29 protein-coding genes and 1 pseudogene are annotated in these 26741 nt (G+C 62.2%); 15 read left to right on the top strand and 15 right to left on the bottom strand.

What is annotated here, in order from left to right; translation table 11 throughout:
- Nucleotides 1-5 precede the first annotated feature (5 nt).
- The 3 genes from AC1RUS_RS01860 to AC1RUS_RS01850 are packed head-to-tail and all read right to left on the bottom strand — an operon-like array spanning nucleotide 6 to nucleotide 2124.
- The gene (locus AC1RUS_RS01860) at nucleotides 6-1280 is read right to left on the bottom strand and encodes a terminase large subunit domain-containing protein (RefSeq protein ID WP_492912448.1); all 1275 of its coding nucleotides are present in this window, start codon (nucleotides 1278-1280) and stop codon (nucleotides 6-8) included.
- A complete protein-coding gene (locus AC1RUS_RS01855) occupies nucleotides 1267-1614 on the bottom strand; it encodes a hypothetical protein (protein WP_492912446.1) in 348 nt (115 codons plus the stop codon). Before AC1RUS_RS01855 ends, AC1RUS_RS01860 begins: the two co-directional genes overlap by 14 nt.
- 24 nt (nucleotides 1615-1638) lie before the next feature.
- Complete coding sequence (locus AC1RUS_RS01850) at nucleotides 1639-2124, bottom strand: hypothetical protein (protein WP_492912444.1); 486 nt, start codon at nucleotides 2122-2124, stop codon at nucleotides 1639-1641.
- Here AC1RUS_RS01850 and AC1RUS_RS01845 point away from each other — a divergent pair.
- A complete protein-coding gene (locus AC1RUS_RS01845) occupies nucleotides 2105-3121 on the top strand; it encodes a hypothetical protein (protein ID WP_492912442.1) in 1017 nt (338 codons plus the stop codon). The two genes, AC1RUS_RS01850 and AC1RUS_RS01845, sit on opposite strands and share 20 nt — an antisense overlap.
- Nucleotides 3122-3375: 254 nt before the next feature.
- Here the strand turns inward: AC1RUS_RS01845 and AC1RUS_RS01840 are convergent, their stop codons facing one another.
- Nucleotides 3376-5343 carry a coiled-coil domain-containing protein gene (locus AC1RUS_RS01840; protein ID WP_492912440.1) on the bottom strand — a complete coding sequence of 656 codons (1968 nt, stop codon included), beginning with the start codon at nucleotides 5341-5343 and terminating at the stop codon, nucleotides 3376-3378.
- 866 nt (nucleotides 5344-6209) lie between these two features.
- Here AC1RUS_RS01840 and AC1RUS_RS01835 point away from each other — a divergent pair.
- The 3 genes from AC1RUS_RS01835 to AC1RUS_RS01825 all read left to right on the top strand — a co-directional run bounded on the left by AC1RUS_RS01835 (nucleotide 6210) and on the right by AC1RUS_RS01825 (nucleotide 10962).
- Complete coding sequence (locus tag AC1RUS_RS01835; protein WP_492912438.1) at nucleotides 6210-7397, top strand: helix-turn-helix transcriptional regulator; 1188 nt, start codon at nucleotides 6210-6212, stop codon at nucleotides 7395-7397.
- A 153-nt stretch (nucleotides 7398-7550) separates the two neighbouring features.
- The gene (locus AC1RUS_RS01830; protein WP_492912436.1) at nucleotides 7551-9035 is read left to right on the top strand and encodes a hypothetical protein; all 1485 of its coding nucleotides are present in this window, start codon (nucleotides 7551-7553) and stop codon (nucleotides 9033-9035) included.
- Between the two features lie 256 nt (nucleotides 9036-9291).
- On the top strand, nucleotides 9292-10962 hold the full coding sequence (locus AC1RUS_RS01825) for a recombinase family protein (RefSeq protein WP_492912434.1): 1671 nt from the start codon (nucleotides 9292-9294) through the stop codon (nucleotides 10960-10962).
- A gap of 100 nt (nucleotides 10963-11062) precedes the next feature.
- On the opposite strand, the gene AC1RUS_RS01820 is transcribed toward AC1RUS_RS01825, so the two are convergent.
- Both AC1RUS_RS01820 and AC1RUS_RS01815 read right to left on the bottom strand, forming a co-directional pair.
- Nucleotides 11063-11551, bottom strand: a complete 489-nt coding sequence (locus AC1RUS_RS01820; protein WP_492912432.1) for a hypothetical protein — start codon at nucleotides 11549-11551, stop codon at nucleotides 11063-11065.
- 72 nt (nucleotides 11552-11623) lie between these two features.
- Nucleotides 11624-12109, bottom strand: a complete 486-nt coding sequence (locus AC1RUS_RS01815; protein WP_492912430.1) for a hypothetical protein — start codon at nucleotides 12107-12109, stop codon at nucleotides 11624-11626.
- Nucleotides 12110-12420: 311 nt separating this feature from the next.
- Here AC1RUS_RS01815 and AC1RUS_RS01810 point away from each other — a divergent pair, with 311 nt between their 5' ends.
- Both AC1RUS_RS01810 and AC1RUS_RS01805 read left to right on the top strand, forming a co-directional pair.
- The gene (locus AC1RUS_RS01810) at nucleotides 12421-12945 is read left to right on the top strand and encodes a hypothetical protein (protein ID WP_492912428.1); all 525 of its coding nucleotides are present in this window, start codon (nucleotides 12421-12423) and stop codon (nucleotides 12943-12945) included.
- Between the two features lie 573 nt (nucleotides 12946-13518).
- Nucleotides 13519-14358: a KilA-N domain-containing protein gene (locus AC1RUS_RS01805; RefSeq protein ID WP_492912426.1), complete on the top strand. Its 840-nt coding sequence runs from the start codon at nucleotides 13519-13521 to the stop codon at nucleotides 14356-14358.
- Here the strand turns inward: AC1RUS_RS01805 and AC1RUS_RS01800 are convergent.
- The 7 genes and pseudogenes from AC1RUS_RS01800 to AC1RUS_RS01770 form a co-directional block, all read right to left on the bottom strand.
- Nucleotides 14355-14516: pseudogene (locus AC1RUS_RS01800) on the bottom strand (IS1595 family transposase); the annotation flags it as partial. The gene AC1RUS_RS01805 and the pseudogene AC1RUS_RS01800 sit on opposite strands and share 4 nt — an antisense overlap.
- 105 nt (nucleotides 14517-14621) lie before the next feature.
- Nucleotides 14622-15581 carry a hypothetical protein gene (locus tag AC1RUS_RS01795; RefSeq protein WP_492912424.1) on the bottom strand — a complete coding sequence of 320 codons (960 nt, stop codon included), beginning with the start codon at nucleotides 15579-15581 and terminating at the stop codon, nucleotides 14622-14624.
- A 34-nt stretch (nucleotides 15582-15615) separates the two neighbouring features.
- Nucleotides 15616-16182 carry a hypothetical protein gene (locus AC1RUS_RS01790; RefSeq protein WP_492912422.1) on the bottom strand — a complete coding sequence of 189 codons (567 nt, stop codon included), beginning with the start codon at nucleotides 16180-16182 and terminating at the stop codon, nucleotides 15616-15618.
- A 24-nt stretch (nucleotides 16183-16206) separates the two neighbouring features.
- Complete coding sequence (locus AC1RUS_RS01785) at nucleotides 16207-16980, bottom strand: hypothetical protein (protein WP_492912420.1); 774 nt, start codon at nucleotides 16978-16980, stop codon at nucleotides 16207-16209.
- Nucleotides 16977-17960 (bottom strand): hypothetical protein, encoded by a 984-nt coding sequence (locus tag AC1RUS_RS01780; protein WP_492912418.1) that lies wholly within the window; start codon nucleotides 17958-17960, stop codon nucleotides 16977-16979. The genes AC1RUS_RS01785 and AC1RUS_RS01780 overlap by 4 nt, the downstream gene beginning before the upstream one ends.
- A 7-nt stretch (nucleotides 17961-17967) precedes the next feature.
- The gene (locus AC1RUS_RS01775) at nucleotides 17968-18282 is read right to left on the bottom strand and encodes a hypothetical protein (RefSeq protein ID WP_492912416.1); all 315 of its coding nucleotides are present in this window, start codon (nucleotides 18280-18282) and stop codon (nucleotides 17968-17970) included.
- The gene (locus AC1RUS_RS01770; protein ID WP_492912414.1) at nucleotides 18279-18770 is read right to left on the bottom strand and encodes a phage regulatory CII family protein; all 492 of its coding nucleotides are present in this window, start codon (nucleotides 18768-18770) and stop codon (nucleotides 18279-18281) included. The genes AC1RUS_RS01775 and AC1RUS_RS01770 overlap by 4 nt, the downstream gene beginning before the upstream one ends.
- A gap of 288 nt (nucleotides 18771-19058) precedes the next feature.
- Between AC1RUS_RS01770 and AC1RUS_RS01765 the strand changes: the two genes are divergently transcribed.
- The 4 genes from AC1RUS_RS01765 (at nucleotide 19059) to AC1RUS_RS01750 (ending at nucleotide 22571) form a co-directional block, all read left to right on the top strand.
- Complete coding sequence (locus tag AC1RUS_RS01765) at nucleotides 19059-19391, top strand: hypothetical protein (protein ID WP_492912412.1); 333 nt, start codon at nucleotides 19059-19061, stop codon at nucleotides 19389-19391.
- A 350-nt stretch (nucleotides 19392-19741) separates the two neighbouring features.
- The gene (locus AC1RUS_RS01760) at nucleotides 19742-20539 is read left to right on the top strand and encodes a helix-turn-helix domain-containing protein (protein ID WP_492912410.1); all 798 of its coding nucleotides are present in this window, start codon (nucleotides 19742-19744) and stop codon (nucleotides 20537-20539) included.
- 74 nt (nucleotides 20540-20613) lie between these two features.
- Nucleotides 20614-20958 carry a hypothetical protein gene (locus AC1RUS_RS01755; protein WP_492912408.1) on the top strand — a complete coding sequence of 115 codons (345 nt, stop codon included), beginning with the start codon at nucleotides 20614-20616 and terminating at the stop codon, nucleotides 20956-20958.
- 131 nt (nucleotides 20959-21089) lie between these two features.
- Nucleotides 21090-22571, top strand: a complete 1482-nt coding sequence (locus AC1RUS_RS01750; protein WP_492912406.1) for a hypothetical protein — start codon at nucleotides 21090-21092, stop codon at nucleotides 22569-22571.
- 97 nt (nucleotides 22572-22668) lie between these two features.
- Here the strand turns inward: AC1RUS_RS01750 and AC1RUS_RS01745 are convergent, their stop codons facing one another.
- A complete protein-coding gene (locus AC1RUS_RS01745; protein ID WP_492912404.1) occupies nucleotides 22669-23331 on the bottom strand; it encodes a hypothetical protein in 663 nt (220 codons plus the stop codon).
- Nucleotides 23332-23422: 91 nt separating this feature from the next.
- Between AC1RUS_RS01745 and AC1RUS_RS01740 the strand changes: the two genes are divergently transcribed.
- Complete coding sequence (locus tag AC1RUS_RS01740) at nucleotides 23423-23818, top strand: helix-turn-helix domain-containing protein (RefSeq protein WP_492912402.1); 396 nt, start codon at nucleotides 23423-23425, stop codon at nucleotides 23816-23818.
- On the opposite strand, the gene AC1RUS_RS01735 is transcribed toward AC1RUS_RS01740, so the two are convergent.
- A complete protein-coding gene (locus tag AC1RUS_RS01735) occupies nucleotides 23815-24297 on the bottom strand; it encodes a hypothetical protein (RefSeq protein WP_492912400.1) in 483 nt (160 codons plus the stop codon). The two genes, AC1RUS_RS01740 and AC1RUS_RS01735, sit on opposite strands and share 4 nt — an antisense overlap.
- A 67-nt stretch (nucleotides 24298-24364) precedes the next feature.
- On the opposite strand from AC1RUS_RS01735, the gene AC1RUS_RS01730 reads away from it, so the two are divergent.
- Genes AC1RUS_RS01730 through AC1RUS_RS01715 form a run of 4 tightly spaced genes read left to right on the top strand, consistent with a single transcriptional unit; the run spans nucleotide 24365 to nucleotide 26716 of the window.
- Nucleotides 24365-24862: a hypothetical protein gene (locus AC1RUS_RS01730; RefSeq protein ID WP_492912399.1), complete on the top strand. Its 498-nt coding sequence runs from the start codon at nucleotides 24365-24367 to the stop codon at nucleotides 24860-24862.
- On the top strand, nucleotides 24855-25256 hold the full coding sequence (locus AC1RUS_RS01725; protein ID WP_492912397.1) for a thermonuclease family protein: 402 nt from the start codon (nucleotides 24855-24857) through the stop codon (nucleotides 25254-25256). The genes AC1RUS_RS01730 and AC1RUS_RS01725 overlap by 8 nt, the downstream gene beginning before the upstream one ends.
- Before the next feature lie 52 nt (nucleotides 25257-25308).
- The gene (locus AC1RUS_RS01720) at nucleotides 25309-25572 is read left to right on the top strand and encodes a hypothetical protein (RefSeq protein ID WP_492912395.1); all 264 of its coding nucleotides are present in this window, start codon (nucleotides 25309-25311) and stop codon (nucleotides 25570-25572) included.
- Nucleotides 25547-26716 (top strand): tyrosine-type recombinase/integrase, encoded by a 1170-nt coding sequence (locus tag AC1RUS_RS01715; RefSeq protein WP_492912393.1) that lies wholly within the window; start codon nucleotides 25547-25549, stop codon nucleotides 26714-26716. Before AC1RUS_RS01720 ends, AC1RUS_RS01715 begins: the two co-directional genes overlap by 26 nt.
- Nucleotides 26717-26741 lie beyond the last annotated feature (25 nt).

Raw genomic sequence — 26741 nt, 5'->3', positions numbered from 1 at the left:
ATCTCCTAGAACTTGAAGGACGTGACGCGGGCGACGCGCTTGGTGATGGGCCACCGCTTGACCAAGAAGTAGCCCTGGGCGTCAGGCGCGTGGTCATGGCCTGACTTCTTGTCGGGTTCGCCGTTGGTGTCGTAGGCCTGCTGCTCAAAGGCTTCCGTGGTGACGGGACAGGCGTCGGTGTTGATCTTCCAACGGCGCTCGCCTGCGTCATTCAGGATCATCGCGTTGACGGAATTGACCCTGTCCTTCACGGCGGGGTTGGCGGGATTGACCGACACCGTGAACCCGGCCTGGCGGAGGATGGTCAGGTCGCTCTCGCTGGCGTTCTTGCTGCTGGTGTTGGCGCCCGAGGCGTCGGGATAGATCGTGACCGCGTGGCCGTTGTCGAGATAGCGCTCCTTGAGGAGCTTGGTCATTGCCGGTGTGTCGCGGACCTTGGCCAGCTCGGCCAGAGCGAGTGGGACGTCGTCGCGAATGACGTTGATCACGGCCGTCATGTTCAGGACGTTGAAGTCCATCCCAACGTGTAGCGCCTCGCCCTCGCGGATCGCCTCGCCGGTGTGGTTGAGCTTGCGATCGAAGGCCGAGTAGACGCTGCCAGACGCCAGGTTGGCGAACTGGCCCCGGATATAGGCCTCGATCAGCTGCGGCGGATAAGACGAGCGCAGCGACGAGATGTAGTCGTCGGGCAGGTTCTTGGCGTTGTCGTAGGTGCTGGCCTGAACCAGGCCGTAGAGGTCGCGAAGCTCAGGCCGCTCCCGCAGCTCCTTGACGAACTGCTGGTAGACGAACTTGAAGCCCTCGGGCGTGGTCGTCACGTCGACGCCGTTGGCTAGGCCGTCAGCCTTCAGGCGCAGGCGGGCGATGATCTTGCGCCACGCCGTCGTCGCCTTGACCACGGACATGACGTCGAGCTCGTCGACCAGGGCCTTGCCGATCTTGAAGCCGACGATGTCGCCGGGCCGCTCCATCGACCTGCAGATGATCGTGCCGCGGTACTTCCGGCCAGCGTAGAGGTGAACCTCCTTGTTCGACTCGTTGATCTTGGTGGTCAGGCCCCAATCGAAGGCCACCTCGTCGATCGTCGGGAAGAAGGTGTCGCGGATCAGCGGGTAGGACGGGGCGAAGTACCCGGCGTTGATCCTGGGAAACTCCCAGGTGTGCTTGCAGAGCGCCGCGCCGCCAACCCAGGTCTTGCCGCTGCCGAACCCCGCGACGAAAGCCCGGAACTTTTGTGGAAGCGCGAGAAACTGCGCCTGGGGCCTATTAAGTGTCGGCATCTGGAACGCTGGCGTCCTGGATCGTGACGGTCACAGGCGCAGGCGCTTCGTCGTCGCCAGAGCTGGCTTGCTGTATGGCGCTGAGCTTCGGATGGATAAACGCAGCTGCCTTCTCGGCGACGGCGCTCGCCTGGAGCGCCATTGGCAAGCTCACCACATTGCCTGCGTCGTCTGTCGCCTGTGTCCAAATCGCCCGCATGGTTCCAAGCATGACCTCGAGGGGCGTGATGCCGTCGGCCTCGGCCTTTGCCGCCAATGCCTGCTTGGCTTTGGTTTGTGCAGATACCGAGCCCTTACGGCGTCCAGCGCCTTCGCGCCTACCGCCTCGGGGCATGTGTGATTTCCTTTGATTTGTTATTCAGACAGTCAGCGCGCTTTGGCGCATGCCGCGTTGGTCTTCCTCGTAGATTTCAACCGCCATCTGCTCTGGCGTCGGGAGCGGAAGCATGTCGATGCCGGACGCGTCGCACATGATCACGACGTCAAGCGGCACGGCGCCAGGCATGGCCAGAACCTTGCGAACGTCGAAGGTCTTGAACTCCAGCATCGCGATGAAGGCCTGATAGGCGAGCTGGCCAACGCCAGTCCCGTAATCTCGGAGGCTGAGGCCCTGCCTCTTGACCTCAATGACCGTCACCGAACCATCGATATGGCTCAACACGACGTCGGCGATCGCGGAGCCGAGGATGAGCTGCCGGCGAACCGTGACCACTTCAGGCCAGCCCATCTCTTCTGCAATTGCTGGTACGCGCACCATGTCGATGCAGACCTGTTCGGCGCCACGCTCGTCATCGCTGTACGTTTGGCGGAGGGCTTGAAAGCTTGTGAACGCGCTGATCGTCACGTCCTATCGCCCCGACAGCGCGCGTCCGACCATGCGCGAAGGGCCATGTTTGAATTCCTTGATTGTTTTACAAATGGCCGGAACAGTCGTTACCGCACGTGGGGGCCAGGCGATGCGCGACGACGAGCCGAACGATCTAGCGAGCCAGATCAAGGCTTCTGGCATGGCCTATTACGACAATCCGGACTCCGACCCAGAGAACGAGCCAGCCGTCGAATTACCGGCGCCGTCTGATGACCAAGTATCCAGCGCAGTCGGTGCGCATGTGGACCAACTCACAAAATCGGTAGCGCTTATTCTACCGCTAACGCTTGCTGCTCAGTTCGCCTTGAGCAACGTCACGGAGGCGAAAGAACTTGCGATTTCCGGGATCGGCATCCCCATCCGCTATGCGGAAGCGGGAGTCCGTATCATGATTTTTTTGGTCATTGCGCACTGCAACGGCCTACTTTCGTTCATTTTGGTGCGCGTCGAAGGGGCAGCTGATCCGACTGCCGCTGTTCGCGCGGTGACATGGCACCCGGGCCCACTGAATCCATTCGTGCCTCTTTCGCCTCAGACGGGCGTATTCCCTGAACTACCCTGGCGAGCGCTACTTAGCTTTCGCTGGATCACGACGCAGGCCGGATTTGCGTTTGCGATAGCGTTCGGCGCTGTCTTCAGCACTGACGATTCCCCAGATTTGGTGCACCTTTGGCATCAGCAGCTGGGCGTGGTGGTCTGGCTCTTCGACAGAGCCGCATCAGAGCGGCTGTTCGCCCGAGCGCACGAAATCTGGGTCGCGAGTGGCCACGAAGGTACCCGCCAAAACCCTTTCGATGTTGCGCTCGCGATAGCCACCCAAGTGATCGCCCTGATGCTTCTGTTCAGAGTTGGCATGCTTCTGAAGCCATTGCTGAACGAAGACTACACCATCGAAATCTGGGTTTTGGTCATCGCCGGAGTGGCCGGCTCGTTTGCTGGTGTTATCGCCACGTATCTGCTCGTCGCGTCGTAGACGTCAAAGGGCTGCGTTCGCCGATTAGTTGCGGTGCAGCATCCCTAAGTCTGGTCGCCAGGCACACAAAAAACCCCGCCGGGGAACCTGGGCGGGGGGTGGCAGGCGCTATTCGCGTTGTGAACTTACGGAAGTAATGCGGCGGTTCGCGGTAGCTGTCAATGCAGCGCCTAAACTCAAGTTGTTTCGCCGTTCAGTGGGCTCCCTAGCAACTGGACGAGATCATCTTCACCGCGCATTGCGGCCATTGTCAGTCACCAGCCTACCTCGAAGCCGGTCACCCTTCCTGCAGCCCAGAGCCGCTTCGCGGATTCAGGGTTCATACACGAGGTCTGCGTCCCGCCGTCAAACCCGCACACCAGACCCGCCCAACTAGGACTGCCTGTCGCACTCATGCCGTAGCCAGCGCCTGCGCGTGGGACGGCCGGATCGATCGCAACGTAGCCGTAGCTTTCACCGGCCTGCAGTCTGAGCCACACCTTGGTCGTATGCGGAGCCGTGCAGGCGGAATCGCCATTCCAAGACCAGGTGCCCGAAACAGCAGGCTCGCCCATCATAAGGTTGAGATCATATTTGACTTCAACGCCGCTAGCTGCGCACCCGCCAATGTGGTCAATGTTCGCCGAGAGACGTCCCGAGCCAGGTGGAGTATCATTCGCTGAACGCGGCGGTAGCCCGGCCGAACTCCACGATCCCGACGCGTTGTCACTGATCCATTGACCGCGACGCCCATCGTTCTGAGTGGTGCCCGTCATTGCCGAAGCGCGAGAACTGAACTCAGCGGCGGGCTGACGCGTAGGTGCGGAAGCTCGCAGTCGCGCATTTGCCTCCAAATCCCGCTGCTGCCGCTCAGCTTCGGCGCGAGCTTGCTGCGACCTGGCGAGCCGGGCTTGCTGTTCGACTTGAGCACGCTGGGCCGCAACTGCGGCTTCGGCTTGAGCCTGTGTTTGCGCCGAGCGCCGCGCGGCTGCGGCCCGAGCTTCGGCCTGCCGTGCTTGCTCTGCGTCCCTCGCCACCTCGGCCTCGGCTGCCTTGCGACGTGCGTCAGCCTCGACGATCGCCCGCATTTTGGCCATCGTTTGCTGGTTTTCCTGCGCCGCACGACTATTCGGATCGAGCCAATTATCGGTAGGTCCCAAAGCGTTGTAGATGGCACCAAGCATCGCATCGCGCGCGTCAGCCTTCCGTCTCTTTTCAAGGCGAGCTTGCCGATCGGCCTCCTCTTGCCGCAATTGATCAGCCTCTTGCTTAGCGATCAGAAGTTTCTGCTCGGCGGGGGTCAATTTCGCCTCATAGACCTTGAACATATAGGTCTCGCCGACGACGCCAGGGATCAATACGCCATAAACGCCATCATTCGGCGCCACAAAATCGGCACGAAAACTTTTGAAAGCACCATCGTTTCTAGCTATCGCAACGTTTTCAGACTTAAGTCCGCAATATTTTTGAATGATTATGTACTTTAATGGCGATCCCTCAGATTCCATTATTAGTCGCATTCTCTCGCCAGCCTTGGCGTTGAAAATCCAACAGTCGACTGGCACGCCACCTTCGCCGCGGCCATCGCTGGCCTCAAAAATTCCCTGAACAACCTCGCCCAGCGAGAGATAGTCTCTGAACGGTTCCTTGGATCGATAACTGGCACCGGATGGAATACCAGGCCGCTCGGCGTTTAAGACGTAGGACCTGACACCGTCCGGAGATCGACGTTGGGCCGCTGCATCTCCGCCAGGAGGTACCGCAGCGGTCGTTGGTCTGGGCTTGGCCCCGGTAGATGTGGTCGACGTAGGCGGAAGCGAAACCGAAGCGTCACCGGTTCCGCCCGCTATCTTGGCCGGAGATCGGACCTTCATTGGTTCGCTGCTTTTCGCATCCCGAAGCACTAGACCGACGTCGTCAGCGACATTTCTGGCGTATCGACCTTCCGCCACCGTTGCGGTCGAGAATACGGCAATTTGATAGTCTTGAGTTGCAGGCAAGACAAAAGAACAGGTGCGAGAGAGCCCGACGGGCTCGGCGCAATCGACCTCAAGCATAGAAATCAATGAACCTGACTTCCACGCCTTAATCAGCGGAGCACTTTTCTGGCCCACCACTTCAATTTCGACGACTTGCCCACCTTTCCCTGCGAATTTCAGGAGGGCGAAATTTGCAAGATGAACTTCGATAGCCTCGTCGAAATTTATCTTCGAATTTGATTGAACTGTACGAGCCTGTGGCAAACTCGATGCCTGCGAGCGAGCGGCCGGCCCCAACGATAGTGCAGACCAAAGCATCACCGAAAGGCCAAGCGCCAGTCGCGACGCTGATGAGCGTGTTCTGCAGGTAATCGCCACCCTCACCGCCCCTAGGTCCTTGGCTTCCGACCGAGTTTCATGAACACAATGGTCCCGAATGGATACGTGCCCCCACCTTCAGGACTGAAAGCGCATACTCATTTGCAAAGGCTAACGTAGTCCGCCTTTCGAACCTGAATTTCCGGTCGCCGGGCATTTGGAATATCAAGCCACACGGCATTTCCCGCGTCGTATAGGAGCTTATAGCTCGGCTGTTTGGATCGGCCTGCTTTGCAAGTGCGTCGCGGCGCGCCTTCTCGGCCAACCTTTCTTGTTCAGTCATACGAAAAGGGCCTGACAATTCGAGATCATCGGCATCGTCTATTCTTGTCGCGAACCAGACGAGAAACGTTGGCTCCCCGGGGATGGCCGTCGAAGGACGACCATCCGATCTTGTCGACGGTACAGGCTGAGACTTTGGAGCGGGTGCAGGCCGACACGGGCCGGGATCACAGTTTGGTAGACCATAGGGCGGTATGAAAACCGCGCCTTTGCCAGCTTCGGGAGACGCCTGCGCCATCCCATAACTCGTCGGCACCAAGCTGAGACAGGCTGGTACAATGGCCAGAAGCAAAATTCGCATGACGCCCCCCTTCGCGACCGGGTTAATCCGTCAATCTGGTCAGCATGCTAACGGCTTTCACGACTTCGCTCATCCCCCGAAAAGGGTAGGCCGACGAACCGCAGAACATCCCGCCGGTCGCCCGCCGCGACGCCCAAAAGCCAGCTTAAAAATCGAACAAGCAACCAGGATGACCATTCCAGGTCTGGCGTTTGACGACGCGACAGCCGCATCATCAACAGTGGGAGGGGCTAGGGTGATTGAAAGCGAGGGTCAGTGGTTTGAGATAGCAGATGATTTCAACGCCGCTGCGCTTGCGGGAGACGGCTGGACACGCGCCCTGAGGCGGCTAGCAAGTGCAACTGGATCCAGTTGCGGGCAACTGATCGGTTTGAGCGCCGACGACTCCGTCGCGCTCAATTGGCTCAGCGACTTTCCCGACGAAGCAATGCCTGAATTCGACGCGATAGGCGGCACCGATCCCCGCGTGAACTGGCGGATAGGCGCTAGCACTCAAGCCCGCCCCTTACAGATCGTGACTGAGCGCGACTATGCCGCGATAGGAACCGGCCATCTCAGTCGCGCCTATGATGATTGGACCTCTCGCTACGAGATCGATCACGGCTGCCAGACCACACTCTTGAGTTCACCCGACCAACTTGTCGGCCTAGCGGTTTTGAGACCAAAGCGCTCAGGGCCTACCTCAGCAGCAGACCAAGCAGCGTTTAGAATGCTCGCTGGGCATGTCCGCTCGGCAGTGGTGCTCCAGATGGCGCTGGAACGGCGAGCCGCGCCCATCCTGGCAGGCGCACTGGACCTAGCGTCGTGCGCCGCGTTCGTTCTCGACGCGGACGGCCGAGTTCAAGCCGTAACCGACGCCGCGGAAGAGGTGATGCGGACCAGCTCTTTGCTGACCGTACGCGCCAAGCGACTGTGGATCCGCGCGCTCGATGATCGCGCCAGACTTGAGCTGGCGATATATCGCGCGACGAGCAGGTCCACCGACGTACTTCGCAGGTCGAGGTCGACCACAGTCGTGCTCCGGTCGCTCGACACTGACGAGCACCCGATCGTCGCGGACGTAATGCCCCTACCGGCAAAGCTGGAGACGTTTGATTTCGAACCGCGCGCGTTGGTCGTGGTCCGCACTGCCAAGGACCACAATGACGCGGGGACAATTCTTCAGGCAGCGTACCAGCTAACGCCCGCGGAAGCCCTGGTGGCTCTGGCTATTACGCGCGGCGATAGGCGTGAGGACGTCGCCGCCGCGCGAGGCGTTTCGGTCGCCACGGTGCGTACGCAACTCAAGCAGATATTTCTCAAGATCGGCGTAAATCGGGAGGTCGAGCTTGCTGCCCGCCTCGCTCCCCTTTTGTAGCACCTGGCACCGGCCGCTGCGCGTTGCACGGTTGAGGCGCCGCCAGGACCACCAGTAGTGCCGAGCCATCGCGCGGCACGCGCGGCGCGCGAAATCGCAACTTGAAGCTTTGCCGGACAACGATAGCCTGCCGCCGTGCTGGGGGAATCGCGCATGTTCAAGTTCGTTGCACGCATAGTCGCGTGTGCTGCCGCCGTGGCAGTTCTGCTGTCGGTCGCGGGGGCGGCGCATGCCGACGGCTGGTTGAAGGCCGAAACCCCACGCTTCACGATCTACAGCATGGGTTCCGAGAGAAGCCTCAAGGCCTACGCCGAGCGCATCGAGTTGATGGATGCGGTCTTTTGGGAAGTCTATGGCCTGCAGCGGCCGCCTCCCCCGCCGCGCAAGCTGTCGATCTACCTAGTCGACAAGCCTTCCACCTTGCGTCTCATCTCGCCAACACTGGTCGAAGGCGCGGTCGGATTCTATTCGGCGAGCGAGGGCGACGTCTTCGCCATGGGTCTGGCGGGCGCAGACAATGATTATATCCTGCTGCACGAATACGCTCACCACCTGATGCTGCAGAACTTTCCGTACAGCTATCCGGCTTGGTTGGTGGAAGGCTACGCCGAGTATTTCATGAGCACGACCGTTGAGGACTCGTCGATCAAGGTCGGCTTCGCACCTTTCGGTCGATCCTACGAGCTGAACAATCAGCCGTGGATGCCGTGGGCGGACGTGCTGACCAAGCGGGTCAGCGACATCCCGTCCACTCGCGCCAGCCTGTTTTACGCCCAGTCCTGGCTGTTGACGCATTATCTGTTGAGCGATCCCGAGCGCGCCAAGCAATTGCAAGCCTACTTGGTCTCTATCGGCCAAGGCCAGCCGTCTGTCGCCGCCATGGAGGCCGCGACGGGCGTCAAAGGCGAGGCCTGGGAGCGTCGGCTAGTCGCCTACGGCGGTGGCCAAATGCCCTACGTGCAGTTCAAGAAGTCACAGTTTGAAAAGACGTCCGTCACGATCACGGCGCTATCGAAGGGTGAATCGGATCTGCTGCTGGACGACCTGGACCTGAGGACGGGCATCACGGAGGCCCGCAAAGCCGAGGTGATCGCCCGGGTACGTGAGAAGGCGGCTCGCGCCAATGACGATGACGCGGTGCAGCTGGTCCTGGCGCGCGCCGAGGTGGTCGCCGGCGATCAATCCATCGGAGCCGAGTTGCTCAAGCGTCGCCTCGCCGCCCACCCCAATGACGTGGAAGCCCTAGCGTTGGAGGCCGATCGGCTGATGAACCTGGGCGACAAGACACCAGCGCGCCAGGCCGAACTATACGCGCAGGCCGGCGATATTCTCGTGGTGGCGTTCAAGCTCAACCCAGCTCGCTATCAGACGTTGGCGGCGTTCGCGCGCAGCCGGCGCGGCGAGCCCGGCTACCCGTCGGACAACACGCTGACCGCCCTGCTAACGGCGCTCAAATTGGCGCCTCAGGTGGATGAAAATCGTCTCCTGGCCGCAGAAGGTCTGATGCTTCGCTCCCGAAAGCGCGAGGCTCTGATCGTGCTGACCCCCCTCGCCAAAAGCCCCCACGATAGCGCGCTCAGTAAGAAAGCTCGGGAGATGACGGCGGAAGCCAGCAGCGGAGTAGCGACCACGCCGTAGGGACGTGTACTTGCGCCCTCTGCTTTGCCGAAGGCGTCCGCTGGGGCGGCACGCCGAGGCCGCTCACGGGCATCGGCGCCCATCTTCGGACGAACCGATCCCCCGACCGTGCCAGCCCCTCCACTGGGTTTTCACGCAGATTTGAGCGCGAACCCATCGCCTGACGACCGGTTTGCCGGAAATACGTCTTCCCACGTCCTTCCCTTTTTCAAGAAAGGCGAGGCCCGCTTGCTCTGTCCAACCACGGAGTACTGCCATGCCGGACGATCACGTTGGCCCGCAGTTGATCCCCGCCGCGCAGTACCTGCGCATGTCGACCGAGCATCAGCGGTATTCGATGGAGAACCAGTCTGCCGCCATCGCAGTCTACGCGCTCACCCGGGGGTTCGAGATCGTGCGGACCTACCCCGACGCAGCCCGTAGCGGACTGACGCTGAAGGGGCGGCCCGGACTACAAGCGCTCCTTGCCGATGTCGTTGGCGGCAGGGCCGACTATAGCGCCATTCTGGTCTTGGATGTCAGCCGGTGGGGTCGCTTTCAGGATCCGGACCAGGCGGCGCATTATGAATTCCTGTGTCGCGAGGCTGGGATCGATCTTCGCTATTGCGGAGAGCCATGGGAAAATGACGGCTCCCCGGCCTCGACCATTCTCAAGCACCTCAAGCGGGTCATGGCCGGTGAATATAGCCGCGAGCTTTCCGAGAAGCTGCGCCGCGCCAAGCGCTACAAGGCCGAACTTGGCATGCATAACGGGCCGACGGTTGCCTTCGGCCTTCGCCGACAAGTCGTCACTAAGGAGGGCAACGTTCGCGTGGTGCTGGAGCCAGGCGAGAGGAAGGCGATCCATACCGACACCATCAGGCTGATCCATGGCCCGCCGGAGGAGGTCGCCACCGTGCGCGAAATCTTCCGTCTCTATGTCAACCGGCGCATGGGCCACACGGCCATTGCGCGCGAGCTGATCCGTCAGGAAAGACCACACCCGCCGAACGGGCCATGGAACCAGGGCCGGGTTCGGCAGATCCTAGATTCCGAGGTCTACACCGGCCGCGTTTTCTACGGAAAGACCAGTCAGTACCTCAAAGCCAACAAGCGGCGCGTCCCGCGCGAGGAATGGGTCGAGGTGGCGACCTTTCCACCGGTCGTGTCAGAGCGGGCCTATCGCAAGGCCCGCGCCCGGGTGGAAAACCGTCCGATTTTCCTATCCAACGATGAGATCCTCGAACGGCTGAAACGATGCGTGCGTGAGAAAGGCCGCCTCAACGCATCCGTGATCAGCGCCACGCCCTACCTGCCGTCCCAGCAGGCGATTCGCGCGCGCTTTGGCAAACTCAGCCATGTCTACGCGCTGATCGGCTACACGCCGGCGCCGGAGCACTGGCATTGGCGCGCGATCAACGCCCGCCGCGAAGAGGACGTGCTCGAAGCACTGCGACAGCTTCACGCCGAGCATGGCTACCTTACCGGTCCGCTCATCGCTCGCGACCGGAACCTGCCCTCGGTAAATTACCTGAGGCTGCATTTCGGGTCGTTGAAGGCAGCGTATGAGCGGATCGGCATCAACCTGACGCGCAGCGAACTCAACAGCGCCGCCGCCCGTCGTGCCGGTCGTGGGGCGGCCCCACCGCGCCCGCCGATGCCAAAGAAAAAGTCCGTGCTCAAAAACGCCAGGGGCAAGCGCCTTACGCTGGACGAGATGACCACCATGCTGAGACGGCTACTCCGCAAGCATGGCTATCTCAACGAGCGGCTGATTCAGTCCGACCCGGCTATGCCGACCTTCTCTTACTACCGTCGGCGCTTTGGCTCGATCTTCGCGGCCTACGAGGCAGCAGGATGGCACGCGAACTGGTCCGACATCTGCCGAGCGTCACAGGACAGGTACAATGGCGTGTCGAAGCAGAATTGGATCAGTCCGCGCCGTTAGCCGCTCTGAACTGACGGTCCGCTCCTCACAGTGTTCCGACGTCTAGCTTCGGGCGCGGATGTCATTTCCGCTGCCGACCCTTGTCGGACCTTGGAGGAAGTTATTCTTCGCCCCATTCATCCAGACCAAGGGCTTCTAGGTCACGGAAGCGTCCCAATCCGAGGGTGTCGAACTCGTCCTGCCCAGTGCTCGATCGCACCCCTAAGAAGCGCAGCGCGCGGTTAATCGGGCTCTCAGGCCCGGCGGACTTATTGGTCTCTGCCTCTGCCAAGCGAGTCACCGACTGTGGTGGGGAAAAGATCGCAGCCGCCTGATACCCCACCCCGCCGAAGTATTCGGTCTCGATGTAGGCGAAGCTCGCACCCTCGGCAGCTTCTAGAAGTCCGCGTTCGAGCGCTGGCGAAAGATACCGAAAACCCTCAGCCACCTCGCTCACCTCAAGGCGGGTGAGCTTGTCGATCTGCTCGTGGCCTAGCGGGGCAATGGCTAGATCGAACGGCAGTTCCGTCAGAGGCGAAGAGCCCCCTGCCGCGACGATCTTTGCCAAGGCTTCGGCGGGCCCAACGACCGCGTTGATGTGGTGACTCATACATCTTCGGTAGCTGAGCGAACGACCGCTTTCCACCCTTTCCAGATCGTTGGAATGTCCGATTTCCGCCGGTCAGAACTTACGTTCGGCGCGGTCCTGACGTTCGCAGGTGCCTCGAAACGTTATGCCGAATCCGCCCATGTCGATGTCGCCAGTACTCCGGTCGATGCGAATAGTGGGCCTATTGATAGGGTTCAGACGAAAGCGAGCAGTAATGCTAGTATCCGACACGTTGACGTCTGAGAGCGACCACCAGCCCTCTTTGCCACCGTTGTTGAGGGGTGGCAGCATCGACTTTGGGACGCGAATACGGCCACCGTCTGGCTTGAGGTCGAGTAGCACCCGTTCGCTGAAGCGTTCCTTGCGAAACGTCGTGGCGGTAGCTGAAGCGGCATCTCCAGAGTCGTTGGAAACGTCGGCGTAAGTGGTGTCCGTTGCGGTGTGGGTGGCGCTGCCATCGCATCGAAGAAACAAGTCGACCTCCTCCGCCTTCGCGCCAGCGGCAACGAGCACCGTTGCGATCATCGCACCGAGGGTGCCTGCAATCATTCGCTTCATATGGCGCGCCCCAGTTCGGGGTTTAGTCGTACCGGAGAAGGCAGCGCCTGCGAACCACCCTTCCCCGACCTTCGTGAGGACGGCTTCCGGCAATCCATCGTCGAGGGGCTGGACAGACCGCCTGGCGCTCATCGCCCACGGACCGCCATCCCCTTTCGAGCATTTGCGCAGCGAGAACCCGTCAGCGCCGAACTGTGCCGCTGCAGCCAAGATGCGCCCCCTCCCCGACAAGCTGAACAGTTGATTGTTAGCGAGCAGACGCCCTATGGTCGTGCTTGGCTGCTCAGGGGGAGTGGCCGGGGGAAACACCAATGAAGAAGTCGATGGCGGTTGTGACCGCCTGGGCCGTGCTTTGCGCGACCATTCCTGCTGTGAGCCAGGCCGAGACGTTCAAAGTCCCTGAGGGGACCGAGGTCGTCGTAAAGTTCGAAGATGCGCTCACGTCCGCGACTGCGAAGGCCGGCGACCGCTTCTCGATATCGAATGGCGAGTCGATCGATATCGGCCCGGGAAAATCGATCCCCGAAGGCTTCGTGGGCGCCGGCGAGGTCACACACGCGAAAAAGCGAAAGGCCATGGGCCAGGCCGGCGAACTGAACGTGCGGTTCGATTACATCAAGGTCGGCGATCAGAAGATCCGCCTGCGCGGCACGAAGGCTGGCGAGGGCGATGGCCGCGTCGGAACCACAGTCGTACTGACCGTGCTGTTCGGCCCCCTCGGGTTGCTTAAGCGCGGCAAGGACCTTGAGATCAACAAGGGCCAGACGGTGACCGCCTACACGGACTCCGACGTCGAGCTTGAGCTTCCTCTGCCCAAACCGCCGCTCGATCGATAGCCTGGCGAGATTTCGCACACCGCCTCGGAAGGGGTTGCGCAGCCAACGCAAGAGAAAATTGTCACAAGTTGAGCTGCCGCCAGCATCTGATCGCCCAGCTTAATAAGCACGGGCCGCTGACGGCGCGCCAAGCAGTCGAAACGCTGGCGCGCCGGGTGGGTAAGCACGCCTTGGCCGCCGTATGCTCAGACATCCGTCAAGCGCATGGGAAGGCCCTGAGGCTCAGGTCAGACGCTGGGATCATCGCCCGGACGGCGGACAAGATCAGCGGCGAGTATGTGTGGCGGTTAACGGAATAGCACCGTGCGGCGAACTCAAAAAAATTGAGTCGCTTCAACGCCTTAAGAAACAAGGGCTTGCGGTGCTTGTTCATGAGTTGTTGCGAACAAACGCGCAACGCGGGCCTTCCCCCGCGCCAACGCTTTCGTCAGTGTCGGATGGTCGACTCGTTAGCCGCGAGCCGATTCTCCCCCGAAGCCTCCGGAAACCGGTGCCCCCTCTTCAACACGCGATTTAAAGCCAGAGTCCAAGTCGCAGGTCAACCCGCTTTCCGGCTCACATAAGGACTTCCTTATGGCCGATCCGGCCCAACAAAGTCTTGCCTTGATCCCCCACCCTTATCAGGGGGATGTCATCAGCCAACGCGCTAGCGACGGCTACATCAACGCCACGGCCATGTGCCGTATCGCTGGGAAGCAGTGGTCGGAGTACCGTCGCCTCAACGCCACGAAAGAGTTTTTGCCTGCCCTATCTCTGGACCTGGGTGTGGCCCAGGCCCAGCTTATGGTGACCACCCTTGGTGCTCCCGGCGGCGATCCACGCAATCAAGGAACCTGGGTACATCCGCAGGTCGCAATCGATCTCGCACAATGGCTCTCGGCAGACTTCCGCATCAAGGTCACGCGCTGGGTGATGGACTGGATGTCGGGCCTCAAGCCCGACGACAAGGTCTGGCAACAGTATGAGGATCGGATTTCCCTCACTTTCGATGCGGTTCCGGCTGGATATTGGGGTATTTTCAAGGAGAGCGCCGATATCTACGGAGCAATGATCAAAGGTGGGGTGAATTTCGGAACCCGCATGCTTCTCGATATCAGCGTGGGTCAGCACTGGGCCAAGCATTGGAAAGAGTTTCGGCTGGACGGAAAGTTCGGATCTAGTGCGACTTACCCTCACGAATATCCGCACTACTTCCCCCAAGCGCTTTCAAACCCGCAAACCGCCTGCTGCTATCCAGACAATGCCCTTGGCGAATTCCGGAGATGGATGCGCGAGGTCTATATGCCGTTCAAACTGCCCACCTATCTCCAAACACAGGTCAAGCAGGGCAAGCTCACGGCGCCTGTTGCGTCTAACGCAATCGGCATCCTTGAAGCTCGCGAGCGTGGCCGCGCTAAGATCAGTGAGGGCTAGGCGGCGCGCTGCCAGTACCCCTTCCACTGGCGCGAAACCGGAGCCGACATCGGGGCATCCACGATCATGACAAACTGACCACCGTTGCTCACGCGACGGTGGTCCTCGCGCCACGCCATTTCGTTCGCATAGGCCGACAGGTACGCGCCTTCAATCCGGCGCGGCGTCAACGCCCGACACAAGCACAGCTGGATCGCTAAAGCTTCGCTAGCAGGCGAGCGGCTCGCGTGGGGCCGTGCCGAAGCGGCTCCAGGGGCAGACCGCTAGGCTGTCCCGCAGCTAACCCGCCGGACGCGCTCGACCTCGAACAACTTGCGGCCCTCCGGATCGACGTAGACGGCATGATCGGTGAGGCCAGCAACAGATCGCGGCCCGCCCCTCCCCCCCTCGACAGCGGGGGACGCCGCCGATGGCTGGGCCCTGCTCGCCTTCATGTGAGCCGTAATCCTGTCCAGCCCGTCCTGGAGTAGCCGCTGACGACGACGGCACCCCTCAGGCACGGCCTCGCCGCTGACCCGGCGCACGATCCACTGAGGCCAGGAGCTCTGGACGCAGACCGAGAACAGCTCGCGCGCCTGATCCTTCGTCAGGACCGTCCAGAGCTCGCGGAGGAGATCCGGCACGGTCGGCAGGTCTGACGACGCCGGGCCGGACGCCGGCGCCCCAGCCATCACCACGGCGTCGAACAGCCTGGCCACGTCAGCCGACGGCATGTTCGCCCAGTTCATCTTGGCGCCCAGATACGCCTTGTCGGCCTTTGCCAGGGCGGCGCTGTACTGCGCAGGCGTGATGCGGCCGGCGTTGAAGTCGGTCACGGCTTTCTCGACCGCGTCGAACAGCTCAGCGTCGCTCGGCAGCATGACGCCGTCCTTCGCCATCGGGGAGAACAGCTGGGCGACCGGCGAAGGCACCTGTGTTGCGAGGTCGGAGGCGTCTCGGGACACCTTCATCGTCGGCATGCGGATTCCGCGGTAGAGCCGGATGAACAGCTGGGCAGCCCCGTGCTGCTCCTTGCTCAGCCAGCCCCGGACCAGGGCCAGGTCGAGCGGGTTCTCCGCCATGGCCAGGTCGACGCCGTCGCCTTCTTTCAAGCCCAGCAGCGCACGGCGCTGAGCAACGACCCTAGCGTTGGGCGCGGCCCGCTGCGGCTTCAGTTTGCCGCCCGGGTAGCGATCGCCGGTCGTGCGGGGACGGCCGGTCTTGGAAGTGCGTTTCATCACCATGAGATGCTCGCTGTAGAATTCGGCGACTGACGGGTCACTTTCTGCGCGGCTCCGGCCGCCAGGTGGTTGCCTTGGCCGCAGCTCGATTCCGCTCCCTTCGTTCTTCCTCGGTTAGAGGCAGCACAGGAGGGCCAGTGCGCCTCACCGGCTTCCGAGCCAGCTCGTTGCCCCATGCCTCCGCCCGCTCGGCGCCCGGCGGAGGCAGTGAGGCTCCCGCCTTGCCGCGAATGCCCGCCAATAGCTGCAGGTCGAAGGATGGAGCGACTGCGAGGGGCAAGCCCCATTCGTTCCTGAGGTCCCAGCCCAACTCGCTGCAGACGTCCACGAGGTCTCGGTCTTCGCCGCCGGTAATCTCCGCCCGGCGCGCGGTTATCTCTGACCAATAGGTCTCGTAAGCTTCGTCGGTCGGGGCATCGCCACCGGCCCACAGCCGACGATAAGCTTCGCCTTCGATCCAGGCCTCGACTTGCGCCTTCGTGACGCCAAACAGCCGCAACGACGCTTGGCCAAAGCGGGGGTCATCATCGTAGTGGACCTTCGGATTAAGGACCGCATACGCCTCGAGTGCGGTGATAGCGGCGAAGTCTCTCAGTCGACGCATGTCGGCTCCTGTCTGACGAGCTAGCTAATGGGTGGGCATGGCGGGGAGATCAGCGACGCCCCTTCGAAGCGCCGCCACATCCGAGCCAGCGCCCACATCGGCCAGGCCGGCTTCAGTTCGAACCATCGGACCCCGCGCTTTCGCGTCCTCCAAAGCGGCTTGAGCTTTCTCGACAGCGCCCGCCATTTGCCGAGCGTGGTGAAGGGCCGCCCGGCCCTCGGAACGCGCCGCCTCGCACGCCTCCATGAACTCCGCGGCCGACGGCGGAAATTTCGAGGTGCTGGTGATTTTCTCGTAGGCGCGCGCCACGTCGGTGAGCGCGTAACCGCCCTCGGCGACGCGATCCACGAGCACCTCAAAATAGACCTCCGGCGAATGCGGCCGCGCATTTGGGAAGCAGTCGATCATCAGGGAAACGATCGAGCGGACCTGGTTCGTCTTGGCCGGCACGTTCACTGCCTCGTAGTCCCCGGCGCACTTGCCGAGACGTGCTACGTCGGGCGCCTGGTCAATCCAGCGCTGGAGGGCTGCACACTGCTCTTCGGCCCGCTCCGGATGCCGAAGCGTCCAGGCGTCGAGACTATTGTCGCGCTGGTTGTAGGTCATCGTGATCCGCCGCATCCGGTCACGCCAATCGCGATCCACCTCGGCTGCGGCGATGGCGTCGCTCAGCGCGATGAATGGCGCCGCGGCCGCCTTGACGCCGGCGATGATCGCCTTGGCGCCGCTTGCGCGGTTCGACAGGGCTGGTGGACGCGCTGCGGGAGCATTTGCGGGTACGGCTTGTGTCTGGGTCATCGTTCGTCCTCGAAGCCGGCGATTGCTTGATCCATCGCGCTCCAGGCCTGAGAGCGCGGGCGATTGGGGTGGTGATTGGTGGGCGACGGCTCGTCTTCCCAGCGACGCTGGTTGAGCCAGGTGGCGCCGTGGGCCGCGAACGTTCCGGTGATGGCGATCTGGGCGGCGTAGCCCGCGGTCCTGGCCATCAGCAGTTCAAGATCAACGAGCCCGGCGCGGACGATCTTCACGAACACCGTCAGGGCTGGAGCTCGCGCCTTGCGTAGCGGGTAGACCCGCCACCAGGCTTCGAACTGCGCTAGCTCGACGGCGGTCGGCTCGGAGTTGCTCGGCTTGGTCCGACGGACAGACTGGCGGGCCACGGCAAGGGCCGGGATCAGCGCCAGCTGTTGAGGCGCGAGCGGTGCCAGCGATCGATCCTCGAACGTCAGTTCTGTGACTGGCGTAGCGACATCGGCTTCGTCGACGTCGACGTCGAACTCTGAGTCTGAGCGAAGCGAAGACTCATCAAAGGGTTCTATCAAAGGGTTAGTAGGAAGCCTGCTTCCGGTCACCTTGACGCAAAACTTCCGGTCACCCCCGATAGCAACCGGCTCATTTCCGGTGACCCGATCGGAAGCTGACTTCCGGCCATCGGGGCGTTGGATCGGAAGCCTGCTTCCGGTCACAGCAGGTTCGGATCGGAAGCTGGCTTCTGGTCGGGGCAGCGCGATCCGGTACCGGTTCGTTTGCCGAGCGCCTGGTCGAACGACCGTCAGATAGCCGGCGGTCAGCAGCTCACCGATCGCCGTCTGGATGGCTCGGGACGACACCCCAGCCCCCTCCCCTAGCGTCGAGTGGCTGGGCCAGGCTTCAAGGGTCTTGCGATTGAAATGGCGGGCGAGGATCATCGCGACACGGACACCCAGGTGGCCGATCCGATGGTCTGTTGCCACCCGATCGAGCCATTCCAGCTTTTGCTTGGTGAAGTCATCGGCCATGCCCCGCTCATTGCCGTTCAGGCTGCAGAGCGGCGTCTTCGGCGAGTTCCCGCTTCAGCGTCGCCACGTACGCTTGGGTGAGGTTCTCGAGGCCCGCTATGCCCATCCGCTCAGCCAGTCGAGCCGCTGCGACGGTCCACACTTCGAGCGTGGCGTCGCCAGCAACGTCTTGATCAAGCGCCGCGATCACTTGGTCCACCAGCGAATGGACCCGGAGCGACCGGCGCGAGACGTCAGCAAGGATCGCGCTGAGCTCAATATCAGCCCGCTGCGCTCGGGCGACCGCCAAGCTGACCACGGTGTCATTGGCTTCATCGGTCACGGGACGGCCCTCCCCCTGCGTTGGGCGGCCAGGGCCAGGGCGCGCACGCCCATCAGAGCCCGTAGGGCCTCGTCGATTTCCTTGAGCGAGGCCTCAGCGTCCCGTTCGTCAAACACGTTGTCGCCGACCCGGGCGATCAGCTCGCACAACGCCTCACCGGACTCCTTGGCGTAGGCCGCCAAGGCAGCCTGGATAGCGGCGGGGGCCTCTGCGGGGATCGGAGGCAGGAAGACACCTCCCGCCTGCAGGGCGAGGTCTTCAGCCAGTGCCGTGGCGCCGGATCGGGAGAGCGCGCGCGCCTCCTCGTACGAAAGGGTCGCCTTCTTCCGGCGTTCAATGTCGGGATCGGCGGCGGTGTAGAGCCAGTTCGTCGAGCGCTGGATCAGCTCAGCGGCATGCTCCAGCCCGCCGGCCTCGTCGATTGCTCTCGACAGCGCCGCATGCAGAGTGCCGTGGCGTCGTGGTTTGGTGGGATTGAATCCTGTCATTGGATCTCCCCGAAACCAGGTTTTCCGTTCGGGGCGACGGACGCCACGGCGCCGCCGATGTTGCGGCCATGCACAGCACCAGACCCGAAGCCGAGTTGGAGATCGACGGCGATAGCGCGGCCGAACTCCTGGAAGCCATTGATTGCGCCATCGCTGCCGGCGCCTGCCGACGTGCGTCGATCCTCGACCCGGCACGGCGGGCAACGTGGTCCGCAGTCGCGGAGGCCAAGCGACGAGACGCGATCCTGGCTCTCAGGCGGTGGGCCGCAGCCCGCCTGCGAGATTGACATGCCGATGCCTGGCACAACCAAGCAGCGCCTCGATAGGCTCGAAGGGATGATATCGCCGCTGCTGATCGAAGTCAGCGCACTGGTCTTGGTCTTCAAGCTGCTCTTGGACTTCGATTTTCTCCGCTGCGAGGACAGCGGGTTCGACCCGCTTCGCTTTGCGATCGAGGAGGAGCTGGACGATGGCTTTACCAGCGTCGACACCTCGGCCGAGGACACGGAGACCTGGATGCTGGTCGCAACCCTGCTAGCCGCCCATAGGATTGTGGCCGAGGCCATCGTCGACGAGCCCGACGACGAGCCCGACGCCGACGCCAATGATGCTTCGCACTGAGTGGGCCATTGTGAAGCGCGGCCTTTTTCTGAGGACGCCATATCGTCACTCAGCGACTGTCGCCGCAGCCTCAAAAAAGGCGCTGGGCAATAGGCCGAATCCCTCTGCTTTCGCTCTCCGCAGAAGCTCGGATTGGTGCTTCGCTGGTATCAGGCCGCCCGTGCCGCCGCTGACTTTGGGCTGCGTCCAGCGCCACACCGTCGTGCGGTCGATATCGAGCCAGCGAGCTACTGCACTCGCGCCACCACACTGTGTAAGGATCGAAGCTGCAGGTTCCATCCACAATGTTGTTGCAGTTTTGTCAACGTCAATCAAGTTGCGTTTTTCGTCATGGCACTTCTGATGCCGTGATGCTTCAAGATCGTATGACGCTGAAACCGCAACGCCCCGATATGGCTTGGCTCGGCCGGCTGCTAAAAGCACCAGGTCGCTCGCAGACTGCCCTCGCTGCCTACATGGGCGTCGACAAGGGAGCGATTACAAGAATAATCCAAGGCAAACGCGCCCTCAAGGTAGAGGAAAGCGCAGCTATAGATAAATATTTGCGCGCTACAGAAACTCCAGATGAGATGGAATTCCGGTCTGACCGACCCCATCAGGACCGCATTTCGGCAATGGACGTACCGGATGCAGTGGCCAAGCGAGTGAACTTCATCAAAATCATTGAAGCTTCAGCGTCTGGCGATGATATGGAGTTTATTGAAGCGACGTTCGAAACCTGGGCAGATTTAATGTTTGAGCTGCTCTTGAGATCGGTTCCCAATCAAAACTTGGATGGCCTTTCTCAGATGCTGATTGGTCACTGGGCTGGAAGGAACATTGATTTTCTTTCAGGGCTACTGGTGTGTTTAAATGCATTTCCGACAACGTTTCTGCCGCAGTATCGTGAGCTTTCAAGAACATATAATCATCTGAAATCTTTGCCCGATCCAGGGGAAGATGATTTTAACCAATTCTACTTGGATAATATTGAAATTACCGGAGCGAAGCCTGGGGACCGGCTTGCTGTAAATAGAACAATGTTCGGCTTGATTTCATCAGGGCAACTGCATGCAATTGCAACGGGCTTCGACGGGTCGACAGCCAAGGAGTTTATGAATCTAGGGGACCTGACGGCTCGCCAAGCGTTTGCCGAAAAGGTGTCGTAAAAACCGCAACGACACATTGACGTACTGTTGGTAAAACTGCAACATACCTCCATCACGAGATGGAGCGCGCCGCTATGGCCAGCCAAGTCCAAATCTTCGCGGCGTTCGATATGCGCTCCCCGGCTCAGCGTGCGGCGCTTGCTGCGGCGCTGGCCAAGACTCCGGTTGAACAGGCCCAGGACCGACTGTTCGCGGCTGGGAAGCGGGTCGATTGGTTCGTCTCCAACAACCTGACGATCTCCCAGGCCATGGCGTTCGCGCTGGCCTACGAAGTTCCCGCCGAGCTGGCTCCTGCCAAGGCCGCCGCCCTGACTGACTTTATCGCCGCGCGACGCGCCGCCATGGCCGAGGTCAACACCGTCCGCTCCGCTGAAATCGAGGCCGCTCTGGCCGGCGCCTACGCCATGGCCGCCGAATGAGCGCCGTCGCCGTCATCCGCCGCCTGCCGGCCTTCCTCGCCGCGGCCGCCGTTGTCGGCGCCCTGGCTGCCGGCCTGTGGAGCATCTGACCGATGCCCGGCCGCGACCCCTCCACAACCGAGGAGACTGACATGAACGCGATCAGCAAAATCACCACCGGCGACGACGACAATTCGATCGCGCCCGGCAACGCCGCCGCTAGAGCCCTCGCTGACGCGCTCGGCGAGCCCAAATCCCAGGAGCTGCTCGACCTACTGCACGAGCGCAATTCGGTGATTGCCGGAGCGGACCTGCTTGGTGAAGGCGATCAGAAGGCGATCGACTTGGCCTGCGAGCGTGCTGCTCGCCTGACCGAGCTGATCCTCGAGTCGAGCTGCGCCTCGCTCGACGATGCGGTCGCGAAAGTCGCTCTGGCGGCCCAAGTCAATCGCGAAGGATTGTACTACGAAGCCTCTGTCCTCGACCCGCTGCTGGCTGACGTCACGGCGTGCCTGCGGCGGTGGGCTAACAGCCGGGGCGAAGGGCCTATTCCGCCCAACGGTCAGTGGCTTTTCGTCCCGCAAATGACGCAGGTCGGAAGCGCGGCGCTGGCAGCGGCGATCAGCGCGGCACACGCCTATGAGAGAGATGTGGAGCAGCCCGCACAGGAGGCAGCTGGGAAGGCGGAAGACGCAGCTTCGGCTGCCAAGCGCGCCTACGACAACCCCGGCATCACGCCGCGCTGCCTCATCGTGCCCGAGGATCTGCCGAAGATGCACGGCACGCGGCCGGTTCAGACCTTCACGGAATTGGGTTCCGTCGAGATGATCATGGCTCACGTGGACGGCGACGCGGAGGCGGCCGCGCCGCTGATTGCAGCCCTAGCCGAGCATGACGTCGCCCTCGCCACCTTGGCGGCGAAGCACGATGAAGCCGAGACAGCCGCAGCCTTGCTCGATGAGATCTGGATTGACGCGCGGAGGACCCTCGATCGCCTCCGGGAGGCCGTCCTTGAAGTAGAGGTTGAAACGCTGGCAGACGCCCACGCCGCGGTCGCCGCCTATCTCGGGTTCTATGGAATCGACCTGACCACCTACACGTCGGGCTGGGAGGAAGAAGTACTCTTCGCCAGCCAGTACATGGCAAAAGCGATGGCGCGCTTCAGCCGCATGCCAACGCCACCGAGCACGGATCACAATCTGGCTGACCACGACTTCGTCCTGGCTGCCGCTGAAGCCGCCGACCTGCACGAACAAATGGTCGCTCTCACCCTGGTCGACGATGATCGCGGTGCCCAGGAGAAATGTGAAGCGTCGGGCAAGATCATCGACAAGCTGCTGGAGCAACGCCCACAGACCATCGCCGGCGCCTTGGCTCGTGCGCACCTGGTGGAGCGGTTTGGTCCGACTGAAGCTAGCGAGGACTTCACCGACTACGAATGGCAGCTGGTGCGCGCCCTGATCGGCGACGTGAAAGCGCTGTTCTTGGGTCGCGAGCCGCAGATCATCGCGGGACGGAAGGCCGTCACCGCTGCCTGGGTCGCCGCGCGCCTCGCCGCCCACACCAAGGGCGATAGCTATCCTCTCAATCTCGGCTTGGCGCTCAACGGCGCCGCTCCCCTCGCCGCTGAGTAACGAATATCGCTGAGCCGCCGGTCGCCATGGCCGGTGGCGACAGCAACGGAAGAATAGTCAGGATCGCCGCTTCAACGATTGATCGAGGTCTCAGTTGTCAGTCTTTGAAAAAATACCCTCTAGCAACCGATCGACGCCACTCGACTTCGAGCTGTGCGATAGCTTGATCGTAGGAAGCCACCATGCGCCGGAAATCCTCGGCTGCGCCTCGGTTGGCGTGAGCGCGAACCAGGGTCAAATCGAAATATCTCGCGTTTGGATCGAGGCCTTGCGCGAGATGCTGCGGTGTTGCCGGCCCCATCACCGCCTTCCTCCACTCGCCGTAAGTGCGGAATGCATGAGCGACGGCCCGACGAGCATCGGTAAGTACGAGCGCCGCCAAACTCGTGCAATTGCTGAGCGGGATTTCGCGAAGCGCTGCTTGATATTCTGTGAAGTTCTCGTCTTGGAGGAAGCCCAACCGCTCTCCGCGCATGCCCGCCATCGCTTCCTCGAACAGACCGCGCGCTGCCTTGCACGTGTTGAGTACCAGCATCGTAGTGTGATGCTTAAGCGACGCTCGCTCTTTCATCGCTCGCATTGCCTCGTAGCGAGCGATGACGATGGCGGCCACGATAGCGACAATCGATCCAACGGCCTGAACCCATGCTGCTACAATTTCGCTACGCCAAGGAACATCAGACCTGAGCAGTTGAAATATCACGCCTGCGACAAGGATGAAGACGAGCGCGATCCAGCAAGTGAGCAAGGGGCGATTCATGCTGTCGACGCTCTCACGATTCCTGCCATCCGTGTGGTTGAGCTTGACGCCTACCTTCGCTCATCGGAGATCAAGTCAGGGAGGTGCAAGCATGGTCATGAAGAATATCGAGACGCCGGATCCCACAGACGTGCACGTCGGCAAGTTGATCAGGGCCCGACGTTTGGCGCTCGACATGCCGCAGACGGAACTGGCCGATGCGTTGGAGATCAGCTTCCAGCAGGTTCAGAAGTACGAACGAGGCCACAACCGGATCTCAGCATCGAAGCTGCTGGCGGTGGCCCGGAAACTCGGGACGACGGTCGGTGCGTTCTTCGAGGGCTTGGACGGACAGGGCGATGGGGAAAGCGTTATGCCGGAGCTCGCCGCCTTCCTGGAGCTCGATGGCGCGGCCGAGCTGGTGCGGCTGTTCCCCAAGCTCTCGCCCGTGCAGCGGCGACGGCTGGTCGACCTGGCCGAGGTCATCGCCCCAGGCTCTACGATCTAGGCGCGCTCGCTGTCATGCCCATCGCCTTCGAGACCGGCTCTTTCCTGAAGGTAGGCGAGGATAGCGTCGGCATCGGGCGGTCCGTTGTATTCCACAAGCGCGGCGCTGATCGCTTGCAGCTCGCGGCGTTTGAAGCCGGCACGCCGAAGAACTTCGTACGGCCCAACGCTCGAAACGCTCTTTGTCAGGAGCAAGGTGGCCGTGAGCACAACAGCGATTGCGGGCGCCAGCAAAGCGACCCTGACCGGTTCCACAAAGTGGTCGGCGACCAGTGCTCCTCCGGCGAGCACACAGGCCAATACGTTCAAGAGCCAGCTGACGCGCGCCTCAAAGAGGGAGTTTGCCCGATGCGCAAGCATGACACCGGCGGATTGCACGCTGTTGGCCGAAATGATCCCGTCCCGAATGGTAGCTTCAAGGACAGCCATCCGATGACTTTGAGCGATGAGGGAGGTCGGGTTCTCGGCGACGCCAGCCACCCGCGCGTCAACGGGCGGCTTGTCCTTGCCACGTCGCTCGGGCGGACGTTGTCCAACGGGAGGAGCCATGACTAGCCGCACCGACCTTTTAGCTGCACCTGAAGCTGTACTGAAAACCATAGTCGATCAAGGCGAGAAGCGGCTCGTCAGCCAGGTGGCCTTCGCCGACGCTCAGGACCAGAGCATCGGGGCGATCACCAATGCCGCCGTGGCCTTGGCAGCTGGCGCCGCCGCCATCGGTGCGGCGAGCCTTCAGAACAAGCCCCTGCTGATCGGCGCAATCGTGGCGGTCATCGGCTTCACCTTAAGCGCGGGCCTTGCCATGGCCGCGCTCCGGTCCAGGGCGTTCCACTCGCTCGGCTACTATCCCAGCGACTTCAATGGCGACCTTCAGACAGGCGCGACAGAGAAGGATCTTCTGGTCGACTACGCGCAGGAACTGCAGCACCGCCTTTCGGAAAACCAGCCCATCCTAACGGAGCGTGGGAAGCTCGCGAATGCTGCGACCGTGGTGCTCCTGGCAACGCCTGTCGCTCTCCTCATCACGGCGTACCTCCTTGCTTAGCGCGGTCGCTTTCAGCGCCGCCGCGGCTGCCATCATCGCCTGCACCGCGCCGGCGGTTCATGACGGCGACACGTTCCGCTGTGGAACCGAGCGCGTCCGCCTGTTCGGCGTGGACGCCCCCGAGGTTCGGCGCGGCAAAGCGCCCGCCGAGCCCTTTGCCTATGAGGCCAGGGATGAGCTGGTCCGCCTGACGCGCGGCCGCGTGGGCTGTAGGTTTGTCGAGCGCGACCGATACGGCCGCTTCGTCGGCCGTTGCTGGTCGGACGCCAGCCCGGACGTCAACGCCGCGGTCATTCGCTCCGGTTTCGCCAGCGAGTACCGTCGGTACAGCAAAGGGGTCTACGCGCCCGCTGAGGACGCCGCCAAGGCGGCTGGGAGGGGCATGTGGCAGTAGCTGGCCGTCCAGGCTCCAGGCTCCTCTGCTTGGTCGCCGCGAGGTCGGCGCGATGACCGATCAAGCTGCCCGCCTCCCCCGCCTCCTGACAGTCGAGGAAGCCGCCAAGTATTGCGGCAAGCTGCCCGTCGCCGAATTCCGTCGACTGGGCTGGGCGCGCGTCCCGGGACTGCGCTCGGAGCGTTACGACATCGTGGCGCTGGACGCCCGACTTGACGCCCTCGCCGGCCTGAGTCCGAAATCCGAACCTTCGGCCGACAACGACGCCATGACCGATCCGGAGTCTGCCCTTGACCGGTTCCTTGAGCATTCGTGACATGCTCCCCGGCCTTCACCGGGTGCAGGCGCGGTCGAAGTCGTCCGTCACGGAATACTGGTACGCGTGGCGCGGCGGACCGCAGCTGCTGAAGGTCACCGCTCGCAGCGATCAGGAGTTGGCCACGCTGGTCTCCCAGCGCGCGCCTGACGCCATCAAGGCGTTCAAGGAGGGCGAGACTGCCAAGACGGGCGACAAGGTCACCCTGCACGGCCTGGTGACGCGATACCTGATCGCGCTCGAAGATATGCCAGGCGCAGTTCGCACCAAGAAGGACCTGCGCAAGCATCTGGACCGCGTGCGCACCGATCTCGGGAAGATGGAAATTCGGGCGTTGGAGAGCAAACGCGCCCGCGCGGTGCTGATCGCGTGGCGCGACAAGTCCAAGGCGACACCCAAGTCCGCCGACGATCGCATGGGCGCACTGTCCAGGATCATCGACTGGGCCGTCGACCAGGGCGAACTGACCCGCAATCCCATCGAGGGCGTCGCCGGCCTCTATCATCCGCCGGACCGATCCACGATCATCTGGGAGCCTCACCACCTCGAAATCCTGCTGCACGATGCGGGACAGGAGTTCATCGATTTCGCGGACGTCGCGACGCACAGCGGCCTGCGGAACGCTGACCTGCGGCGTGTGCCTCTATCGGCCGTGGGCGAAGACGCGATCGTCTTTCAGACCGGCAAGTCGAACAACCGTCGAACGGTGGTCGTGCCGATCACCGAAGCCTTCCGCGTGATCCTGGACGGGATCATCGCGCGACACGAAGGCAAGTCGACCACGCTCCTCAATTCGTCGAAGGGCCGTCCCTGGACTGAGGCGGGCATCGAGAGCGCCATTCAGCGACAGCGGAGGAAGGCGCTACAGCGCGCCCAGCAACTACACGGGCCCGACGCCAAGTCTGGAATTGAAGACCTCCGCATCCACGACATGCGCGGCACGGCGGCCACCAACTTCATCCGCGCCGGCCTCGCAGACGAGGACATCGCCACGATTTTGGGCTGGAAGCCTGAGCAAGTCAGAGAGATTCGGCGGCGCTATGTCAGCGGCCAAGAGATCGGCTTGGCGATCGTTCGGCGGATGCACGAGAACAAAGCCAGAGCGGAAGCTGTAAAAGGCCCTGTAAAAACCGGCCTCCCCTGAGGGGACGCTTCTCGCTAAGTGTCTG

The organism is Caulobacter sp. GW821-FHT10F06, assembly GCF_058809215.1.
This window is presented reverse-complemented; position numbering and strand designations above follow the sequence as displayed.

What these genes read in the sequence shown, in the direction of transcription:
- AC1RUS_RS01860 (WP_492912448.1), bottom strand. Translation starts at nt 1,280, where the DNA reads ATGCCGACACTTAATAGGCCCCAGGCGCAGTTTCTCGCGCTTCCACAA.
- AC1RUS_RS01760 (WP_492912410.1), top strand. Translation starts at nt 19,742, where the DNA reads ATGCTTCAAGATCGTATGACGCTGAAACCGCAACGCCCCGATATGGCT.
- AC1RUS_RS01810 (WP_492912428.1), top strand. Translation starts at nt 12,421, where the DNA reads ATGAAGAAGTCGATGGCGGTTGTGACCGCCTGGGCCGTGCTTTGCGCG.
- AC1RUS_RS01835 (WP_492912438.1), top strand. Translation starts at nt 6,210, where the DNA reads ATGACCATTCCAGGTCTGGCGTTTGACGACGCGACAGCCGCATCATCA.
- AC1RUS_RS01720 (WP_492912395.1), top strand. Translation starts at nt 25,309, where the DNA reads ATGACCGATCAAGCTGCCCGCCTCCCCCGCCTCCTGACAGTCGAGGAA.
- AC1RUS_RS01770 (WP_492912414.1), bottom strand. Translation starts at nt 18,770, where the DNA reads ATGACAGGATTCAATCCCACCAAACCACGACGCCACGGCACTCTGCAT.
- AC1RUS_RS01780 (WP_492912418.1), bottom strand. Translation starts at nt 17,960, where the DNA reads ATGGCCGATGACTTCACCAAGCAAAAGCTGGAATGGCTCGATCGGGTG.
- AC1RUS_RS01790 (WP_492912422.1), bottom strand. Translation starts at nt 16,182, where the DNA reads ATGCGTCGACTGAGAGACTTCGCCGCTATCACCGCACTCGAGGCGTAT.
- AC1RUS_RS01855 (WP_492912446.1), bottom strand. Translation starts at nt 1,614, where the DNA reads ATGCCCCGAGGCGGTAGGCGCGAAGGCGCTGGACGCCGTAAGGGCTCG.
- AC1RUS_RS01785 (WP_492912420.1), bottom strand. Translation starts at nt 16,980, where the DNA reads ATGACCCAGACACAAGCCGTACCCGCAAATGCTCCCGCAGCGCGTCCA.
- AC1RUS_RS01815 (WP_492912430.1), bottom strand. Translation starts at nt 12,109, where the DNA reads ATGAAGCGAATGATTGCAGGCACCCTCGGTGCGATGATCGCAACGGTG.
- AC1RUS_RS01820 (WP_492912432.1), bottom strand. Translation starts at nt 11,551, where the DNA reads ATGAGTCACCACATCAACGCGGTCGTTGGGCCCGCCGAAGCCTTGGCA.
- AC1RUS_RS01805 (WP_492912426.1), top strand. Translation starts at nt 13,519, where the DNA reads ATGGCCGATCCGGCCCAACAAAGTCTTGCCTTGATCCCCCACCCTTAT.
- AC1RUS_RS01795 (WP_492912424.1), bottom strand. Translation starts at nt 15,581, where the DNA reads ATGGTGATGAAACGCACTTCCAAGACCGGCCGTCCCCGCACGACCGGC.
- AC1RUS_RS01830 (WP_492912436.1), top strand. Translation starts at nt 7,551, where the DNA reads ATGTTCAAGTTCGTTGCACGCATAGTCGCGTGTGCTGCCGCCGTGGCA.
- AC1RUS_RS01730 (WP_492912399.1), top strand. Translation starts at nt 24,365, where the DNA reads ATGACTAGCCGCACCGACCTTTTAGCTGCACCTGAAGCTGTACTGAAA.
- AC1RUS_RS01765 (WP_492912412.1), top strand. Translation starts at nt 19,059, where the DNA reads ATGCCGATGCCTGGCACAACCAAGCAGCGCCTCGATAGGCTCGAAGGG.
- AC1RUS_RS01825 (WP_492912434.1), top strand. Translation starts at nt 9,292, where the DNA reads ATGCCGGACGATCACGTTGGCCCGCAGTTGATCCCCGCCGCGCAGTAC.
- AC1RUS_RS01755 (WP_492912408.1), top strand. Translation starts at nt 20,614, where the DNA reads ATGGCCAGCCAAGTCCAAATCTTCGCGGCGTTCGATATGCGCTCCCCG.
- AC1RUS_RS01745 (WP_492912404.1), bottom strand. Translation starts at nt 23,331, where the DNA reads ATGAATCGCCCCTTGCTCACTTGCTGGATCGCGCTCGTCTTCATCCTT.
- AC1RUS_RS01740 (WP_492912402.1), top strand. Translation starts at nt 23,423, where the DNA reads ATGGTCATGAAGAATATCGAGACGCCGGATCCCACAGACGTGCACGTC.
- AC1RUS_RS01750 (WP_492912406.1), top strand. Translation starts at nt 21,090, where the DNA reads ATGAACGCGATCAGCAAAATCACCACCGGCGACGACGACAATTCGATC.